Below are 17,867 nucleotides of genomic sequence, written 5' to 3' on the forward strand. Positions count from 1 at the left end.
CCGGTGCTGCGCGACACCGCGCAGCACCGTCGCCGTGGTTCAGCCGTGCAGGCCGATCGCCGCGCAGGCCGTCGCGTACTTCGCGGTGCAGATGTCCTTGACGGAGTAGACGCCGTCCGCGATCACCGTGTCCTCGATGTTGTCCTTGGTGAGGGAGACGACCGGCACCAGCATCGCGGGGATCTTCTTCTCGGTGGGGCTGTCGACCGTGTCCCGGGTCAGCGCGTCGAACTGGATGTCCCGGCCCTGGATTTTGTACACCGCCATCTCCGCGGCGCGGGTGGCCTCCTCCAGGAACGGCTTGTACGCGGTCATGTACTGCTCGCCGGAGACGATCCGCTGCACCGCGTCCAGGTTCGCGTCCTGGCCGGTCACCGGCGGGATCCTGGTGGCGCCCGCGTCCTTGAGCGCCTGAATGACGGCGCCGGCCAGGCCGTCGTTGGCCGCGTAGACGGCGTCGATGTTGTCGAGGCCGACCGCCTGGATCGCCTTCTTCATGTTCGCCTCGGCGACCTTCGGCGACCACCCGGTGGTGTCGTACTCCTTGGCTATCCGGACCTTGTTCTCAAGTTCGCTGAGAGCGCCCTGCTTGTACTTCGCGTAGTTCGTGTCCTCGGGGTCGCCGTTCATCATGACGATCTTGCTGGTGGCCGCCTTGCTGCCGAGCGCCTCCAGGATGGCGCGGCCCTGGACCTCGCCGACGAGTTCGTTGTCGTGCGAGACATACGCGGCGATCGGGCCCTGGGCGAGCCGGTCGTAGGCGATGACGGGGATGCCGGCGTCCTTCGCCTTCTGGACGTCCGGGGCGATGGCCTTGGCGTCCAGCGCGTCGACCAGGATGATGTCGACCTTCTGGTCCACCATCTCCTGGAACTGGCGGCTCTGCTTGTCCTGGCTCGCCTCGGCGTTGGCGTAGACGACCTTGCCCTTGCCGTGTGTGAGGGTGGCGACCTCCTTCTCGATGACGGGGTGGTCGAAGTCCTCGAAGCGTGCGGTGTCCTTGTCGGGCAGGAGCAGGCCCACCGTGATGTCGTCGCCCTTCTTCGGGGATGCGGAGCTGCCGCTTCCGCCGATGCCGTCGACGACACCGCACGCGGTGAGCGCGAGGGCCGACGCCGAGGCGGTCAGGACTGTGGCGAGGCGACGCACAGGGGTGTGACACAGGACAGGAGCGCTCACGTCAGGAGCCTTCCGGTTAAAAGGAGAGCGGGTAGCGGGGTGACTTTCGCGCGGCGCACGCGGCCGCGTCCTTGCGGAGCTGATTCCTCCACGACCTCCGACCGTCACCGGTGCACTTCCACCACGCGGACGGGGCAGTGCTCGCGGAGAGAGGGGTGGCGGCGATGACGCCGTCCAGGTTCAGTCGATGGCGCCGATGACGTTCTGGTCCCAGTCGATGACGGACCCGGTGACCACTCCGCTGCGCTCCGAGAGGAGGAACACGACGAAGTCGGCGATCTCGTCCGCCCGGCCCAGGCGGCCCATGGGCAGGTTCTTCCCGGCCTGTTCCCTCCAGTCGTCGCCGGCGCCGTGGAAGACGCGCTGGGTGGCGTCCTCGCCCTCGGTGTCCGTCCACCCGATGTTGAGCCCGTTGATGCGGATGCGGTCGAAGCGGTGGGCGTGCGCGGCGTTGCGGGTGAGTCCGGCCAGGGCGGCCTTGGCGGTCGAGTACGGCGTCAGGAAGGACTGGCCGCAGTGCGCCGAGGTGGAGATGATGTTGACGATCGTCCCGTGGGCGTGCCGGGAGAGCATGTCGGCGACGGCGCCCTGCATCAGGAAGAACGGTGCGCGCAGGTTGACGGCGATGTGCGCGTCGAACAGCTCCGGCGTGGTGTCCAGCAGCGAACCGCGTGAGGTCAGGCCCGCGGAGTTGACCAGGCAGTCGACCCGGCCGAACCGGGCGACGGCGGCGGCCACCGAGGCCCTGGCCTGCTCCACGTCGGCGACGTCGGCCCTGACGAAGGCGGCTTGGGCTCCCAGGGCGGTGAGTTCGGCGGCCAGTGCCTCGCCGGGCTCGGTCCGGCGACCGGTGAGGAGCACCGACGCGCCCGCTCGGGCCGCGGCTCGGGCGACGGCGCCGCCGACTCCCTGGCTGCCCCCGCTGACGAGCACGACCTTGTCGTCCAGCAGTGTCATCTCGATCTCTCCTTGGAACAACTGGCGGGCATCCACTCGGGGTTGGCGAGCGCGGCCGGTCGGCGTCCGGCCAGTACGTCGGCGACGCCTCGGGCCGCGTCGGCGTAGGTCGCGGCCTCGGCGCGGATGCTCATGCCCATCAGGTGGGGGGTGAGCAGTACGTCGGGGTGGTCGAAGAGCGGGTGGTGGGCGGGCGGTTCGGGGTCGTAGACGTCCAGGGCGACGCCTGAGAGGCGGCCGGTGAGGAGCGCGTCCTGTACGGCGTCGAGGTCGACCAGTCCGCCGCGACCGCAGTTCAGCAGCACGGCCCCCGGTTTGACCGCCGCGAGGAACCGGTGGTCCACCAGCCGGCGGGTGGCGTCCGAGAGCGGCAGGTGCAGGGTGATGACGTCGCTGTGCGCGACGAGTTCGGTCAGATCGGGGCAGTTGACCGCGTCCGGGGGCGTGGCGAACGGGTCGTGGGCCAGCACCCGCATCCCGAAGGCCTCGGCGAGTACGCCGACCCGGCGCCCGATGCGGCCGTAGCCGATGATCCCGATGAGCGCGCCGGACAGGTCGCCGACCGGGATCTCCGTGCGCCGTGCCCACTGGCCCTCCCGCACCAGGCGGTTCAACGGTCCGAAGCGTTTGACCAGGTGCAGTGCCATGCCCAGGACGCCCTCGGCGACGGCCTGGGAGCCGCTGTCGGGGGTGATGACCACGGCGATGCCGCGCGCGGTCGCCTCGGCCACGTCCACCAGGTCGACGCCGACGCCGGTGCGGGCCAGGACACGGCAGTTGGGCATCCGGTCCAGTGCGTCACGGTCGACCACGGCGTCGGCACGGACGATCGCGCCGACCGCCGCGGCCAGGTCGTCCGGCCCCGGGCGGGGCACGAAGGCGGCCTGTCCCGACAGCGGGCCCTGCACCAGCGCGGGGTCGACGCTGCCGAGGGCGACGACGGTGGGATCAGGCATGGCTCGCCTCGACGTGCGGTGTGCGCCCGTAGGCGGCGTCGGGGACGGTGCTGACGGGGTGCCAGCGTCCGTCCTCGGCCGAGGCGGCGACGGCGGCGAGGACCTCGGCGTCCTGGTGGGCGTCGTAGATGGTCGCGTTGCGCTGTTCGCCGCCGGCCAGCGCGGTGAGGAACTTCTTGGCCTCGATCACCTTGAGGTCGTCGAATCCCATGCTGTTGGCCGGTCCGGGCTGGAAGCGCGCGTAGTCGCCCATGGAGGCGTTGGCGAGGACCGTGGTGTAGCCGACGTTGGGGCCGCCGCGCCCGAGGCACAGTTGCAGCTCGTTGAGCCGCTCGAAGTTCCAGGAGGCGGAGCCGTCGGTGCCGTAGACCTCGATGGCGAGTCCGCACTGCGGGCCGACGATGACGCGGGACGCCTCCAGGGTGCCGACCGCGCCGGTGGTGTGCGGGCCGTCGGCGAAGCGGACCAGGGCGGAGACGTGGTCGTCGTTCTCGACCGGTGCCATCTCTCCGTCCTCGATGACGGCGAAGTGCGTGCCGGAGCCCATGGGCAGGACGGGCCGCTCGGTGTACACGGTGGAGAGCAGCGAACTGGCCTCGCGGATCGGTCCGACGACGTACTGGACGAGGTCGACGACATGGCTGAGCAGGTCGCCGAGTGCGCCGCTGCCGGCGAACTCGCGGCGGAAGCGCCAGGAGAGCGCGCCCTTGGGCTCGGCCGCGTAGCCGCAGTAGAAGACGGAGCGGACGTTGGTGATCCGGCCGAGCGTGCCGTCCGCGACCAGTTCGCGGATGCGCTCGACGGCCGGTGCGCCGCGGTAGTTGTAGCCGACGGAGGTCTCGACGCCTGCCGCGTGGGCGGCGGCGGCGACCGCGGCGGTCTCGGCGACACTGCGTCCGACCGGCTTCTCGATCCAGAACGGCTTGCCCGCCTCGGCGGCGGCGACGGCGATCTCGCGGTGCACGTGGTTGGGCCCGCAGATGGAGACCACGTCGACCTCTGGGTCGGCGAGGACCTCGCGGTAGTCGGCGGAGGCTCTGGCGTAGCCGAGCACGTCTCGGGCGTAGGCGGCACGGTCGGGTGCGGTGTCGGCGGCGTGCACGAGTCTTGGCCGCAGTCCGAGTTCGGGATAGACGACGGGGATGGCCTGGTAGGCGCGGGTGTGCAGCTTGCCCATCCAGCCCACGCTGATCAGGCCCACACCGAGCGTTGCCGCGTCCTCGGAGCCGTCGGATTCGTTGCCGTTGGTCATGGTTGTGCTCCAGGGTTGTGCGGGATCAGGACGCGGTGCGTGCCTGCTTGAGGTGGGCGGTGACGGCTGCGGCGAGCAGGGTGGAGTCGGAGCCGATGGCGACGAAGGTCCAGCCTTCGGCGATCCGGGCCGCCGCCCCGGCGCCGTCGTTCACCAGCAGGCCGCTTGCCTTGCCGTGTGCTGCTGCGGCGGCGCGGACCTTGTCCAACGCGGCTGTGTAGACAGGCGAGTTGAACTGTCCGGGGACACCGAGGTCGTGGCTGAGGTCGCGGGGGCCGACGAAGAGCACGTCGGCGCCGTCCAGTGCGGCGATCTTGTCGACGTCGTCCAGTGCGGCGGCCGACTCGATCTGCACCACACCGAGGGGCCGGTCCTCCTCGCGGTCCAGCGCCCCGGGGTCGAGACCGAAGCGGCAGGCCCGGTTGTAGGTGGCCACACCCCGGTCGCCGGTCGGCGGATAGCGCAAGTGCCGCAGCGCGGCGACGACTTCGTCCGCGCTGTCCAGCCGGGGCAGCATCACACCGGCCGCGCCCAGGTCGAGCACCCGCCCGACGCGGATGCGGGCCGCGGACTCGACGCGGACGACGGTCGGCACCCCGTACGCGGCGGCGGCCGGCACGAGCGCGCGCGCCTGCTCCTCGCCGCCCGCGCCGTGCTCCAGATCGAGCAGCAGCCAGTCGACTCCCGCGGCGGCGCAGACCTCTCCCACGACGGGGGCGGCGGCGCCGACGAACGTGCCCACGGTCGGTTCCCCGGTGGCCAGTCGGCGCCGCAGACGGCCGTGGTCCAGCGGCGAGGGGATCATCCGAACCACCTCTGCTCGGCGAGCCCGGCCTCGTACTCGGCGCGCAGTGCGGCCACGGTCGGCTGTTCGGCGACCTCTGCGGGGGCCACGTCCCACCAGACGCCCGCGCCGGGCAGATCGGCATGTGGGATGACAGGGACGACGATGACCACCGGGCCCTGGTGGTCCCGGGTGGAGTCGAGGGCCTCCGTGAACTCGTCGGCGGTGGTGGCCCGGAGAGCGCGGGCACCGAGCCCGGCCGCGACGCTCACCAGGTCGACGTCGAGGTAGTCGCTCTCCAGCCGGGCGGGCTTGCCGTCGGTGAGGTCCAGGGCGCTGGTGCGGTAGCGGAACTCGTTGCCGAACTCGGCGCCGTTGCGGCCCATTTGGAGGCGGTGGATGACCTGGTAGCCGTGATTCTCGGCGATGACGATCGTGACCGCGGCGCGTTCCTGGGCGGCGGTGACAAGTTCGGTGGGAGCCATCAGGAAGGTGCCGTCACCGATGAACGCGGTGACACGGGCCTCCGGCCGGGGTTCGGCGAGCCGGACCCCGATCGCGGCGGGCAACTCGTAGCCCATGCAGGAGAAGCCGAATTCGAGATGGCAGTGGCGTCCTTCGGTGGCGTCCCAGACCTTCTGCAGGTCGCCGGGCGGTCCTCCGGCGGCGGCGATGACGGTGTCGCCGGGCCGGGCGTGCTCCTGGAGCACCCCGATGAGCTGGCCCTGGGTCAGTACCGCGTCCGTGTCGGTGACCACGTCGGAGTCGGCCGGCACCGCGGACTTGTCGAAGGGGACGCCCGGGTCGATGGCCCGGGCACGGACCGGGACCCACCGGGCGTGCGCGGCTTCGACCCGCTGCCGCCAGTCGGCGGGAGCGGCGATCCGCCGGGCCTCGACCTCGTCGGCGAGGGCGGCCAGGGCCCGCTTGGCGTCGGCCACGATGCCTACGGCGCCCAGCCGGCCCGCGTCCTGGACGTCCAGGTTGATGCTGGCGAAGCGGACGTCCGGGTCCTGGAAGAGCGAGTGGGAAGCGGTGGCGAAGTCGGTCAGCCGGGAGCCCACGGTGAGCACGAAGTCGGCTTCCCGCGCCAACTCGTTGACGGCGGGCGTGCCTTCGAGTCCGATGCCGCCGAGCTGCCACCAAGTACGCTGCTGCACCGCGCCCTTGCCGCCGAAGGTCTCGACGACCGGGACGCCCGCCAGGTCGGCCAGCCGCTCCAACTCCGCTGTGGCGCCTGAGTAGTTGACGCCTCCGCCCGCGATGATCAGCGGTCGCCGGGCCTCGGCGAGCAGCGAGGCGACCTGGGTCACCTCGTCCGGATCGGCGGCCGGGCGGCGGATCCGCCAGACCGTGTCGCGGAAGAGTGCGGTCGGGAAGTCGTACGCGTGCGACTGCACGTCCTGCGGCAGGGAGAGGACCACGGCGCCGGTCTGGGCGGGGTCGGTGAGCGCCCGCATCGCCGCCGGAAGGGCCGTGAGCAGTTGCTCGGGCCGGGTGATGCGGTCGAAGAAGCGCGAGACGGGCCGGAAGGCGTCGTTGACCGAGGTGTCGGCCTCGATGGGGTGCTGGAGTTGCTGGAGCACCGGGCCCTGACGACGCGTCGCGTAGCTGTCGCCGGGGAGCAGCAGGACCGGCAGCCGGTTGACGGTGGCCAGGCCCGCGCCGGTGACCATGTTCAGCGCGCCCGGCCCGATCGAGGCGGTGACGGCGAGGGTGGCGTGGCGCCGGGCGTGCTTGGCGAAGCCGGTGGCCAGGTGCACGAGGGCCTGTTCGTTGCGACCCTGGACGAACGGCATCCGGTCGGAGAACTGGTCGAGCGCCTGGCCGAGTCCCGCGACGTTGCCGTGGCCGAAGATGCCGCAGGTGGCCGGGATCAGCCGCCGCCGTTCACCGTCGGCGTCGCTGTACTGGTGGGAGAGATAGGAGACGACGGCCTGGGCCACGGTCAGTCGGGTGGTGGGCTCGGATCGGGACACACTCACAGGGGATTTCCTTCCGTACAACGCTGTACGAGGGGCACGGACCGGGGTTGTTCACCAGGGGCGGCCGTGCAGGATCACGGTCTTGGCCTCGGTCATCTCCTCGACCGCGGCGCGCGGGCCCTCCTTGCCGATGCCGCTGCCCTTGAGCCCGCCGTAAGGCATGAGGTCGGCGCGCCACAGGGGGGTCCAGTTGATGTGCACGGTGCCGGCGTCGATCTCCCGGATGGCGCGGACGGCGCCGCTGACGTCGCTGGTGAAGATGCCCGCGCCGAGTCCGTACGCGGTGCCGTTGGCCTGGGCGATGGCCGACTGCCAGTCCTCGGCGGTGCTGACGGCGACGGCGGGGCCGAACAACTCGTCCTGGCTGAACGGCGATCCGGGTGCCACGTCCGCGACCACCGCGGGTGTGACGACGGCGCCGTCCCGTTCCCCGCCGGTCAGCAGCCGGGCGCCGCCGGAGACCGCGTCGGCGATGGAGGCGTGGACGCGTTCCGCCTCCTGCCGGGTGATCAGCGTGCCGATACCGGTGTCCGCCGAGGCGGGGTCGCCGGTGCGGATGGCCTCGACCTTGGGCACCAGCGCGTCCAGGAAGTCGCCGCTGATCGCGGGGTGGGTGATGACGCGTTGTACGGAGATGCAGACCTGGCCCGCGTTGATGTAGCCGCCGAGGGCGACGGCGCTCGCCGCGGCTTCGATGTCGGCGTCCGGGAGTATCACCACCGGGCAGGACGCGCCCAGTTCCAGCGAGAGCTTCTTCACGCCGGCGACGCGGGTGATGTGTTCGCCGGTCCTGGTCGAGCCGGTGAAGGAGACCTTGCGCACCCGGGGGTCCGAGACCAGCGCGTCGCCGAGTTCCCCGCCCGGTCCGGTCAGCACGGAGAGCACGCCCTCCGGCAGGCCCGCCTCGACGAAGCACGCGGCGAGCGCGAGCGCGGTCAGCGGTGTCGTACGGGCGGGCTTGAGTACGACCGCGTTGCCGGCGGCGAGCGCGGGGGCGAGCTTGTGAAGTACCAGCAGGGCGGGGTAGTTGAACGGGGTGATGGCGACGACCACTCCGCAGGGCTGGCGGACGGTGAACCCGATCTTGTCGTGGCCGGTGCCCCGGTTGGCGTCCAACGGCAGGGTGTCGCCGTAGAGATGGGCGCCCTCGAACGCGGCCAGCCGGATGATGTCGCCGGAGCGGCCCGCCTCGCCGGTCGCCTCGGTGATCGTCTTTCCGGTCTCGGCGCTGATCAGCCGCGCCGTCTCCGCCGCTCGCCGGTCGGCGAGCACGGCCGCGCGGAACAGAATCCGCATCCGCTCGTGGGCGGGGGTCGCGCGCCAGACGGCCGCGCCGGCCTCGGCCGCCGCGAGCGCGGCCTCCACATCCTTCACTCCGGCCACGGGTACGGTCCCCACGGCCGCGCCGTCGAACGGCGAGGTCACTTCCTCGGCCACGCCCGAGAGCGCGGGCGTCCAGGTACCGCCGATCAGCATGTCCACCATGACAACTACCAATCCACAGGGGTTACTTACGGGAGGTGAGGGCTCAGCGGTTGGTGCTGAACGCGGCGTCGAACTGCCGGTCGGAGGCCTCCGCGGCGACCGAGCGGACGAAACGCAGCGCCTCGGGCGCGGCGGTCTCCCGGTCGAGGCCGACGTCCTCCCACTCGACGGAGAGCGGGCCGTCGTAGCCGAGGCGGTTGAGCGCGCGCATGATCTCCTCCCAGTCGATGCCGCCGCGTCCGACGGTGCGGAAGTCCCAGCCGCGCCGGGGGTCTCCGAAGGGGAGGTGGGAGGCGATGATGCCGTTGCGGCCGTTGAGGCGGCGGGTGGCGTCCTTGCAGTGGACGTGGGTCACGCGGTCGCCGTGGCCCTCCAGGAAGGCGACCGGGTCGACCTGCTGCCAGTGCAGATGGCTGGGGTCGAAGTTGATGCCGAACGCCGGGTGCTTCATGGCGTCGAGGGTGCGTTCGGTGGTCCAGTAGTCGTAGGCGATCTCCGCGGGGTGGATCTCCAGGCCGAAGACGACGCCCTCGGCCTGGAAGACGTCCAGGATCGGGGTCCAGCGCTCCACGAAGTCGTCGTAGCCCGCGTCGATGGTCTCCGCCGAGACGGGCGGGAAGCCGGCCAGCATGTACCAGATGCTGGAGCCGGTGAAGCCGTTGACCCGGGTGACGCCGAGGGCGGCGGCGGCCCGGGCGGTGTCGGCCATCTCGGCGGCGGCCCGGGCGCGTACCCCCTCGGGTTCGCCGTCGCCCCAGACGTGGGGCGGCAGTACGTCACGGTGGCGGTGGTCGAGGGGGACGTCGCAGACGGCCTGGCCGGTCAGGTGGTTGGAGATGGCCCAGACGTTGAGGTCGTGGCGCTCCAGGAGTGCGCGCTGCCGTTTCACGTACCCGGGGTCGGTGACGGCTTGGCGGACGTTGAAGTGGTCGCCCCAGCAGGCGAGTTCGAGGCCGTCGTAGCCCCACTTGCCTGCCTTCTCGGCGAGTTCCTCGATCGGCATGTCGGCCCACTGGCCGGTGAAGAGCGTGACGGGGCGTCGGCTCATGGTGGAGGCTCCGATTCAGGCGTTTCCGGTGCGCAGCCGCAGCTGCGCCGGACGATCAGGTCGAGTGGCACCCGGGTCTCGGTGGGGTGCTCGGTCTTGGGCGCGACGCCGGACTTGCGGCCTTCGAGAGCGTCCAGCAGCATGCGCGCGCTGATCTCGCCGAGTTCGCGGTCGTGCCGGCGCAGGGCGGTCATCGGCGGGTCGAGCAGGTCGCTGGAGACCGGGTCGTCGAAGGAGACCAGGGCGATGTCCGTGCCGACCTTGTACTGGTCGGCCCGGAGTTGACGGAGCGCGCCGAGGGCGAGGGTGTCGCCCGCCGCGATGATCGCGGTCGGCGGCTCGGCCACCCGCATCAGTTGGGCCACCGCCTGTTGCGCGCTGGCCTCGGTCCACTCGTGGTCGCCGTAGACCAGGTACTCCGGGGGCACCGGCAGCCGCCGTGCGCCCATGACGTGGCGGAAGGCCTCCAGGCGTTCGGTGGCGGGGGCGTGCTCCATCCGCTGGGTGCGGGCGGTGGGGCCGGGCGGGACGCCCAGGAAGGCGATCCTGGTGTGGCCGTGGACGGTGGCGAGGTGTTCCACGAGGGTGGTCATGCCGCCGGCGTTGTCCGGGCTGACGTAGCCGAGGCCCGTGTCCGGGATGACGTGGTCGAAGAACACGACGGGTCCCCGGTCCGGGACGTAGCCGCCGCTGGTGGCGACCAGCAGTCCGTCGACCTGGCGGTCCTGGAGGGTGCGCAGGGCGACGGTCTCGTGCTGGGCGTCGCGCTCGGTGTTCATGACGACGACCTGGTAGCCGGCGGCCTCCAGCACGTTCTGGGCGGCTTTGAGGACCGTGGCGTAGAAGGCGATGGCGATGTCGGGGACGACGACGCCGACGAGCATGGAGGACTGGGTGCGCAGGGACCGCGCCGAGATGTTGCGCCTGAAGCCCAGCGCGGTCGCCGCCTCGACGACCTTCTGCCGGGTCTCCCCCGGGATGCGGGGGTTGCCGTCCAGAGCCCGGCTGACCGTGGACACGGACACTCCGGCCATCGCGGCGACGTCCGTCAGGGTGGGACGGCGTCGGCGGGAGGGGTCGACCGGACCGGGGGTCTGGTCCTGGCTGGAAGGCATCGGGGCTCCTTACGAGGGCGGTCTCGGCGGCGGACCCGCGCTACTTGGTCGCTCGGGCGAAGACACTGCCACGGGTGAGGATCGAATCCACAGTCGCCGCGAGGACGAGGATGGATCCCTCGGCGACGTACTTGACCACCGTCTCCGCACCGATCAGGTCGAGGCCGTTGGAGATGGAGCCGATCACCAGGGCGCCGAGCAGGGCGTCCCAGACGCTGCCGCGCCCGCCGAAGAGACTCGTTCCGCCGATCACGGCCGCCGCGATGGACTCCAGCAGAACCGTTCCGGTACCGGAGGAGGCCGACACCCCGAGCAGCCGTGAGGCGGCGAGGATGCCGCCGAGCGCGGCCAGTCCACCTGCCAGGCTGAAGGCGATCATCTTGGCGCGGGCCACCGGGATGCCGGCCCGGCGGGCGGCGTCCGGGTTGGCGCCGACGGCGTAGAGGTGCAGGCCGAAGCGGGTCTGCGTGGTGATGTAGCTGAACACGATGAGCAGCGCGAAGAGGATCACCACGGGCAGAGGCACACCGAGATAGCTGTTGAGCACCGCCACGGCCGTCACACTTGCGGCGCCGACGAGGATGCCGGGGGCGACGACCTCGCGGACCAGGCTCATGTCGATGCCCCGGCGCCGGGACTCGCCCAGGGCGAGCAGGCGCAGCAGGACGAACGCGACGATGCCCGCGGCCGTGAGCGCCCACCCCAGGGCGGGTGGCAGATAGGTGCTGGACAGGGTGGCGATGCCGGTGCCGAAAAGGCTGACCTGTCCGGTGCCGCCGGGCAGCAGCACCAGGATCGCGCCGAGCAGCATGAGCTGGGCGCCCAGCGTGACGACGAACGACGGCACCCCGAACTGGGTGACCACGGCTCCCTGGATCAGGCCGATCACCGCCCCGGCCGCGATCCCGGCCAGCAGGCCGAGCCAGGCGGGCCAGGAGTGGTTGACCACGAGGATCGCGGTGAGTGCCGCCGCCGCGCCGCTGTTGGCGGCGACCGAGAGATCGATCTCGGCGAGCAGCAGGACGAAGACGATGCCCAGGGCGATCGTCGCCGTGACGACGATCTGCACCAGCAGGTTGGTGATGTTGCGGTTGCCCATGAACGCGCTGTCCTGGGCGGTGAAGAAGGCCCAGATCACGGCCAGCATGAGGATGACGGGGACGAATCGGTACCGTCCGGCGATGGCGTCGAGCATCTGCCGGCGGCGGGACTGGCGGCCTTCGACGCGCGCGACGGGCGGCGGGGAGGACGTGGCGGCGACGGCCGCGGGCGACTGGTTCGATGTGGTCATGGGGCCGAGATTCCTGTGATGGCGGCGACGAGCTGGTCCGAGCTGGTGGTGCGGTCGCTGTTGTCGAACTCGGCGACCTTGTTGCCCAGGCGCAGGACGACGATGCGGTCGGCGACCTCCAGGACGTCGCGCAGGGCGTGCGAGATCAGCACGATCGCGCAGCCGTGCTCGGTGCGCAGCCGGCGGATCAGGTCGAGTACGCCGGTGCTCTGCTCGACGCCGAGCGCCGCCGTCGGTTCGTCCATCAGCACGAGCCGCGGGTTGGAGAGGGTGGAGCGGCAGACGGCGATGGACTGCCGCTGGCCGCCGGAGAGACGGCCGACCGGAGTGCGCAGGGAGGGGATCTTCGCGCCCAGGCGGCGGATGGTCTCCTGCGCCCGGTGCTCCATGTCCGCGCGGCGCAGTCGCGCGCCGCGCAGGAAGGAGCTGGTCTCCTCCCGGCCGAGGAAGAGGTTCTGGACGGTGTCGAGGTTGTCGCAGAGCGCGAGGTCCTGGTAGACGGTCTCGATGCCGAGCGCGGTGGAGTCGACCGGGCGGCGCAGTTCGACCGGCTTGCCGTCGAAACGGATCTCGCCCCCGTCGGCGGGCTGCAGCCCGGAGATGATCTTCATCAGGGTGGACTTGCCCGCTCCGTTGTCGCCGACCACGGCCACGATCTCGGCCGGGCGGACGGTGAGATCGATGCCCTCCAGGGCGTGCACCCCGCCGAAGAGCTTGACCACCTGGCGGAGTTCGAGGAGCGGGGCCGCCGTGGTCACGGCGGCCGTTTCCTTGCTCATCCCATTTCCTTCTTGCAGGTGTCCGTCGCCGCGGTGGCACCCGTGCAGATCTGCTTCCAGGTCCACACGCCGTCCTTGACGAGCGTGGAGACCGTGTCGGCGTGCAGGTCCTGGACGGGCAGGAAGACCGCCGGGACGCCGGGCTTCATGAAGCCGTTGTCCACGTAACCGGAGATGTCGCTCTTGGCGATCTTGCCGTTCTTGAGCAGCTGGACCGTCAGTTCGGCGGCCTTGGAAGCCTGCAGCTTGAACGGCTTGTAGACGGTGCTGTACTGGTAGCCGAGCAGGATGTACTGGACGGCCTGCAGGTCGGCGTCCTGACCGCCGATCACAGGCACCTTGCCGGTCAGCGACTGGGCCTTGAGCGCGGCGATGGCGCCACCGGCGGTGCCGTCGTTCATCACGACCACGGCGTCGATCTTGTTGCCGGTCTTGGTCAGGCACTGCTCCATCTCGGACTGCGCCTTGGCCGGGTCCCAGTTGGGCGTGTAGGTCTCGCAGGCGACCTTGACCTTGCCGGCCTTCACCAGCGGCTGGATGTACTGGTCCTGGCCCTTCTTGTACTGGGTCGTGCCGTAGTCGCCCTGGTTGCCGTAGATGCGGGCGATGACCTTGGGCTTGGCGGTGGTGCCGCCGGCGAGCAGCTTGGCGGCGTCCTGGCCCTGGTTCTGGCCGACCGACAGCGAGTTGAACACGACCTGTGCCGCCGCCGGACCACCACGGGCGTCGTGGTCGTAGAGCAGCACGGGGACCTTGGCGACGGACGCCTTCTGGAGCGCGCCGCCGGCTATGTAGGGGTCGGCGGCGACCAGCACGATCGCGGACGCGCCGCCCGAGATGGCGGTCTCGACCTGCTGGACCTGCTTCTGCGGGTCGTTCTCGGCGTTCTGGATGACGACCTTGGCGTCCGGCATGGCCTTCTTCATGGCGGCCTTGAAGTCGGGGCCGTCCTGAGTGGTGAAGCGCACGGTCGTGGTGTTGGGCAGCAGCATGTAGACGGTCTTGCCGCCACTCGCGCTCCCGCTGCCCCCACTGGAGCCGCAGGCGGCGACCAGAAGGGCCGCCGCCGGCAGGGCGGCCAGGCGTACGGCGATTCTTCGTGAACAGGGCAAACGGCGCATGGATGACACTCCTTCGTGAATCCGGCCCTCAGAGTGCGCAAACCTTTGCACCGAGGTTTCTGGCGGGTCAATACTTTGAGCCAAAGAAGATGCGGGCGCCGAGATATCGTTTGCACAACGACGAGACACGGCGACGCGGGGCAGGTGGAAGAAGCGCAGGTTGTCGCCGTTTACCGATGAGTAGCGCCGTCGGCCGCCGTCACCGAAAAAGCCGTCCCGCGCATGTTTCGATTCGGACAACTGCCGTGAGCACGCATATGTCAGCCGCGTCGGCCGTATTCAGTCGTGTCAGATGCCTCAGACGTCTCAGGCGTCTCAGTCGAGGGGCTGCGAGGCCCAGATGACCTTGCCGTGCGCGGTGTAGCGGGTGCCCCAACGGTCGGCGAGCTGGGCGACCAGGAACAGACCGCGCCCGCCCTCGTCGGTGTCGGCGGCATGGCGCAGGTGGGGTGCGGTGCTGCTGCCGTCGGAGACCTCGCAGATCAGGGTGCGGTCGCGGAGGAGCCGTACCTGGATGGGTCCTTTGGCATGCCGGATGGCGTTGGAGACCAGCTCGCTCAGGACGAGTTCGGTGGTGAAGGCGGCTTCGTCGAGTCCCCACTCGGAGAGCTGACGCAGGGCGGCGGCGCGGATGTCGGAGACGGCGGCGGGATCGTCCGGCACGTCCCAGCACGCGATGTCCGCGGGCGGAAGCGCGCGGGTCCTGGCGACGAGCAGGGTGACGTCGTCACTGCTGTGCGGGGTGGGGAGAGCGTCCAGGACGGCCCGGCACGTCTGTTCCGGGGTCCGGTCGGGATGGGCCAGCGCCCGGTGCAGAAGGTCGAGACTGTCGTCGATGTCCCGGTCGCGGTCCTCGATGAGCCCGTCACTGTAGAGCACGAGCTGACTGCCCTCGGGCAGATGCAACTCGCCCGTTTCGAAGGGCAGGCCGCCCAGGCCGAGGGGCGGGCCGGCGGGCAGGTCGGGAGTCTCCACCGTGCCGTCGGGGTGCACCACGACGGGCGGCGGATGGGCCGCGCGGGCCAGCGTGCAGGACTGCGAGACCGGGTCGTAGACGGCGTACAGGCAGGTGGCGCCGATGATCTCGGCGTCGTCCGGTCCGCCGGTCCGGCTCCGGTCGAAGTCGATGACGAGGTCGTCGAGACGGGCGAGGAGTTCGTCCGGGGCGAGGTCGAGCGTGGCGAAGCTGTGCACGGCGGTACGCAGCCGCCCCATGGTGACCGCGGCGTGCAGGCCGTGCCCGACGACGTCACCGACGACGAGCGCGACGCGGGCCCCGGACAGCGGTATGACGTCGAACCAGTCGCCGCCCACGTCTGCCTGGGCGGGCAGATAGCGGTGGGCGACCTCGACCGCGGTCTGCTCGGGAAGCTCCCGGGGCAGGAGGCTGCGCTGCAAGGTGAGCGCGGTGGCGCGTTCGCGGGTGTAGCGGCGGGCGTTGTCGAGGCACAGCGCGGCCCGGGTGGCGAGCTCCGAGGCCAGGGCCGCGTCGTCCTCCTCGTACGGTTCCGGCTGCGTCCGGCGGTAGAAGCTGGCCACGCCCAGGGTGACGCCACGGGCGATCAGGGGGACGGTGATCAGCGAGTGGATCCCCTGCGCGAGGATCCGCTCGACGCGTTCGGGATCCTGCGCCTTCCAGCCCGGAGCGGCGCGCAGGTCGGCCTCCAGTACGGCTCGGCCGGCGGCCAGACAGCGCGCCTGCGGGGTGGTGGCCAGGAAGCCGGCCACATGACCCACCGGGTACAGCGAGAGTCCCTCGTGGAACCCGTGCAGCGCGGTACGACGCAGCATGGTGCCCGCTGCGATCGCGCTGCCCGGTTCCTCCCCGCGCAGGACGGGCTCCGCCAGGTCCACCATCGCCAGGTCGGCGAGTTCGGGCACGGCCGCCCGGACGAGTTCCTCCGCGGTACGGGTCACGTCGAGGGTGGTGCCGATGTGCGCGGCGGCCTCGATCAACAGCCTGAGACGCCGCCGCGACGCGACCGCGAGACGGCCGATTCCCTGTTCTCCCACGCTGATCAGCTGTACGCCCGTGGCGCGGCGGGGAACGGCGGGCCCAGTGCCGTCGGGTGTACCGGCCATCGGGTACGACGCCGGGTCCGGACGGTTCGGTCGCGGTGCCGGAGGGGTGTCGGCGCTCGCACGCTGCGGACCCCCTGGCTGCGGCACCTCGACGGTGTCCGGCACACTCGGCGTGACGTGCTGGAGCGGCCCATCCGGAAAGAGGGCCTCCACGGCGAACCCCGCCACCCCGGAAGGAGTCACCAGCGGCCTGCACAGCAGCGTGGCGGTCAGACCGTGTCCCAGCGGCACCTCTACGGCGGCCCGACGCCCCGCACCGACGAGTTCGGCGGCCCTCTCCCGCAGGATCGGCGGAGTTTCGTGCGCGCCCCGGCCGCCGGACAGCGCGTCAGGGGCCACCGGCGTTCCCGCGGAGTGGGCCAGTGCGTGCACGCGCCGTTCGGCCGCCACGTACGTCCGCAGCAGGGCGCGTTCGCGCTCGCTCGCCTGCTCCAGGATCCGCAGTTCGATCGCGTGGCCCGCCTCGTACATGAGGTACTCGGCCTCAGGGGTGACATCGGCTACGTCGCACGCGAAGTCGATGACCCCTTCCAGGTGCCCGTCGAGCGGGTTGCGGATCGGCACGCTCACGCAGGCATCGCGCTGGGTGTGCTCGGTGAAGTGCTCCGCGCCCAGGACGTGACAGGGACGCCGTTCGACCAGTGCCAGGCCGATGGCGTTGGTGCCGACCGCGTGTTCGGCGAAGCAGAAGCCCGGGGCGTCGGAGACGGCGTCGAGACGGCCGGCCAGGGACGCCTCCCCCACGCGGCGCAGCAGCTTCCTCCCCTGGCTGTCCGCGAGTGACACACGGGCCCGGGTGCCGGTGATCCGGGACTGCAGCCAGTCGAGCATCGGCCCGGCCGCGCGGACCAACGGGGCGTCCAGGTCGAGATCGGCCTCGTAGGGCGGGGCCCATCGGTCGGGATTGATGGCCAGTGACCGACACCGCTGCCACGAGCTGAGGATGGCACCGCGCGGGCCTCCCAGGACGACGTCACCGGACAGCAACCTCTCCCGGGCCCGCGCCGTGACCAGGTCCGGGTCACCCCAATCATCGGTCACCGGAATCACTTCCCTAGGCCGGCCGTGCGGGCCGTCTCGATGCCACGCCCCCCGCTGGGACACAACACCACATTTCAATCTACTGCGGTGTCAATCCCCTCGGCGTGCAGTGAGGCGCCGACGCGGGTTCCGACCCACCATGACCACCGACAACCGAGGCTTCTCCCGCATCGACGGGCATGGGCGCGGCAGCGTTGTCGCCCTGCCGGACGCCGGTCGCACCCTCTTGTGAGGCGGTGATGTACGCCCTCCTGGCCCCCTCGTCTTCGTTCTCGTCAGATCAAGGAAGAGGAAGTCGAATGCGCGGAACCAGCGGCTGCGGAACTAGTGGCTAAGGATGCGTCGCACCGTGCGGCGGCCGAGTTGCCCGTGATGGCGCACGCCCCTCGGCGATGTTGTCCCGTCTCGCCAGGCGGAGTATCAAGACCTGTGGACGGCCGAGGCGATGGCGGTCGCCCGTCCGGGCCAGGAGACGCGGTACGCCGGCCCAGGCGAGTCCATGGCCCGGATCCATGCCGTGGACGAGGGCGTCTCCCCCGGTGAACTGGAGCGCCGGTGACCATGACGATCTGCGACGGGTTGGCGGCGGCGAGCGGGGCGGCATCGTCCAGGCTTCCTGGACGGCCACCCAGCGACAAAGTCGGGGCTGCCGCAGTGTTCGCGGCCAGAGAGACCGCGATACCGAGAAAGAACGCGGACCACACAGCGCCTCGGGCCCGGCAAGTGTCGGCCCAGGAAGCCTTCAACAGGCCGACCGTGGCCAAGAAGCAAGAGACCGTTCACGGACAGCGG

General features: G+C 71.0%; 12 protein-coding genes and 1 pseudogene. All 13 read right to left on the bottom strand.

Annotation, left to right across the window (positions count from 1 at the left end):
- Positions 1–39 precede the first annotated feature (39 nt).
- Entirely contained in the window at positions 40–1,149 is a 1,110-nt protein-coding gene (locus ACIBJH_RS44865; protein ID WP_399122850.1) for a sugar ABC transporter substrate-binding protein, read from the bottom strand.
- 210 nt (positions 1,150–1,359) lie between these two features.
- Complete coding sequence (locus ACIBJH_RS44870) at positions 1,360–2,136, bottom strand: SDR family oxidoreductase (RefSeq protein ID WP_399122759.1); 777 nt, start codon at positions 2,134–2,136, stop codon at positions 1,360–1,362.
- Positions 2,133–3,092 (bottom strand): NAD(P)-dependent oxidoreductase, encoded by a 960-nt coding sequence (locus ACIBJH_RS44875; protein WP_399122760.1) that lies wholly within the window; start codon positions 3,090–3,092, stop codon positions 2,133–2,135. The genes ACIBJH_RS44870 and ACIBJH_RS44875 overlap by 4 nt, the downstream gene beginning before the upstream one ends.
- The gene (locus ACIBJH_RS44880; protein ID WP_399122761.1) at positions 3,085–4,344 is read right to left on the bottom strand and encodes a Gfo/Idh/MocA family protein; all 1,260 of its coding nucleotides are present in this window, start codon (positions 4,342–4,344) and stop codon (positions 3,085–3,087) included. Before ACIBJH_RS44880 ends, ACIBJH_RS44875 begins: the two co-directional genes overlap by 8 nt.
- A gap of 25 nt (positions 4,345–4,369) precedes the next feature.
- Positions 4,370–5,149 carry an HpcH/HpaI aldolase/citrate lyase family protein gene (locus ACIBJH_RS44885; protein ID WP_399122762.1) on the bottom strand — a complete coding sequence of 260 codons (780 nt, stop codon included), beginning with the start codon at positions 5,147–5,149 and terminating at the stop codon, positions 4,370–4,372.
- Entirely contained in the window at positions 5,146–7,113 is a 1,968-nt protein-coding gene (iolD, locus tag ACIBJH_RS44890) for a 3D-(3,5/4)-trihydroxycyclohexane-1,2-dione acylhydrolase (decyclizing) (protein ID WP_399122763.1), read from the bottom strand. Before iolD ends, ACIBJH_RS44885 begins: the two co-directional genes overlap by 4 nt.
- Positions 7,114–7,164: 51 nt before the next feature.
- Positions 7,165–8,598, bottom strand: a complete 1,434-nt coding sequence (locus ACIBJH_RS44895) for an aldehyde dehydrogenase family protein (RefSeq protein ID WP_399122764.1) — start codon at positions 8,596–8,598, stop codon at positions 7,165–7,167.
- Positions 8,599–8,641: 43 nt separating this feature from the next.
- Complete coding sequence (locus ACIBJH_RS44900; RefSeq protein ID WP_399122766.1) at positions 8,642–9,646, bottom strand: sugar phosphate isomerase/epimerase family protein; 1,005 nt, start codon at positions 9,644–9,646, stop codon at positions 8,642–8,644.
- Between the two features lie 50 nt (positions 9,647–9,696).
- Positions 9,697–10,761, bottom strand: a pseudogene (locus ACIBJH_RS44905) (LacI family DNA-binding transcriptional regulator); the annotation flags it as partial.
- 40 nt (positions 10,762–10,801) lie between these two features.
- Entirely contained in the window at positions 10,802–12,052 is a 1,251-nt protein-coding gene (locus ACIBJH_RS44910; protein ID WP_399122767.1) for a sugar ABC transporter permease, read from the bottom strand.
- The gene (locus tag ACIBJH_RS44915) at positions 12,049–12,831 is read right to left on the bottom strand and encodes an ATP-binding cassette domain-containing protein (RefSeq protein ID WP_399122768.1); all 783 of its coding nucleotides are present in this window, start codon (positions 12,829–12,831) and stop codon (positions 12,049–12,051) included. The genes ACIBJH_RS44910 and ACIBJH_RS44915 overlap by 4 nt, the downstream gene beginning before the upstream one ends.
- Positions 12,828–13,952 (bottom strand): sugar ABC transporter substrate-binding protein, encoded by a 1,125-nt coding sequence (locus tag ACIBJH_RS44920; RefSeq protein WP_399122769.1) that lies wholly within the window; start codon positions 13,950–13,952, stop codon positions 12,828–12,830. The genes ACIBJH_RS44915 and ACIBJH_RS44920 overlap by 4 nt, the downstream gene beginning before the upstream one ends.
- 315 nt (positions 13,953–14,267) lie before the next feature.
- Entirely contained in the window at positions 14,268–17,084 is a 2,817-nt protein-coding gene (locus tag ACIBJH_RS44925) for a SpoIIE family protein phosphatase (RefSeq protein WP_399122770.1), read from the bottom strand.
- Positions 17,085–17,867: the final 783 nt, after the last annotated feature.

It is taken from the genome of Streptomyces sp. NPDC050548 (genome assembly GCF_044457385.1).
Taxonomy (GTDB): Bacteria; Actinomycetota; Actinomycetes; order Streptomycetales; family Streptomycetaceae; genus Streptomyces.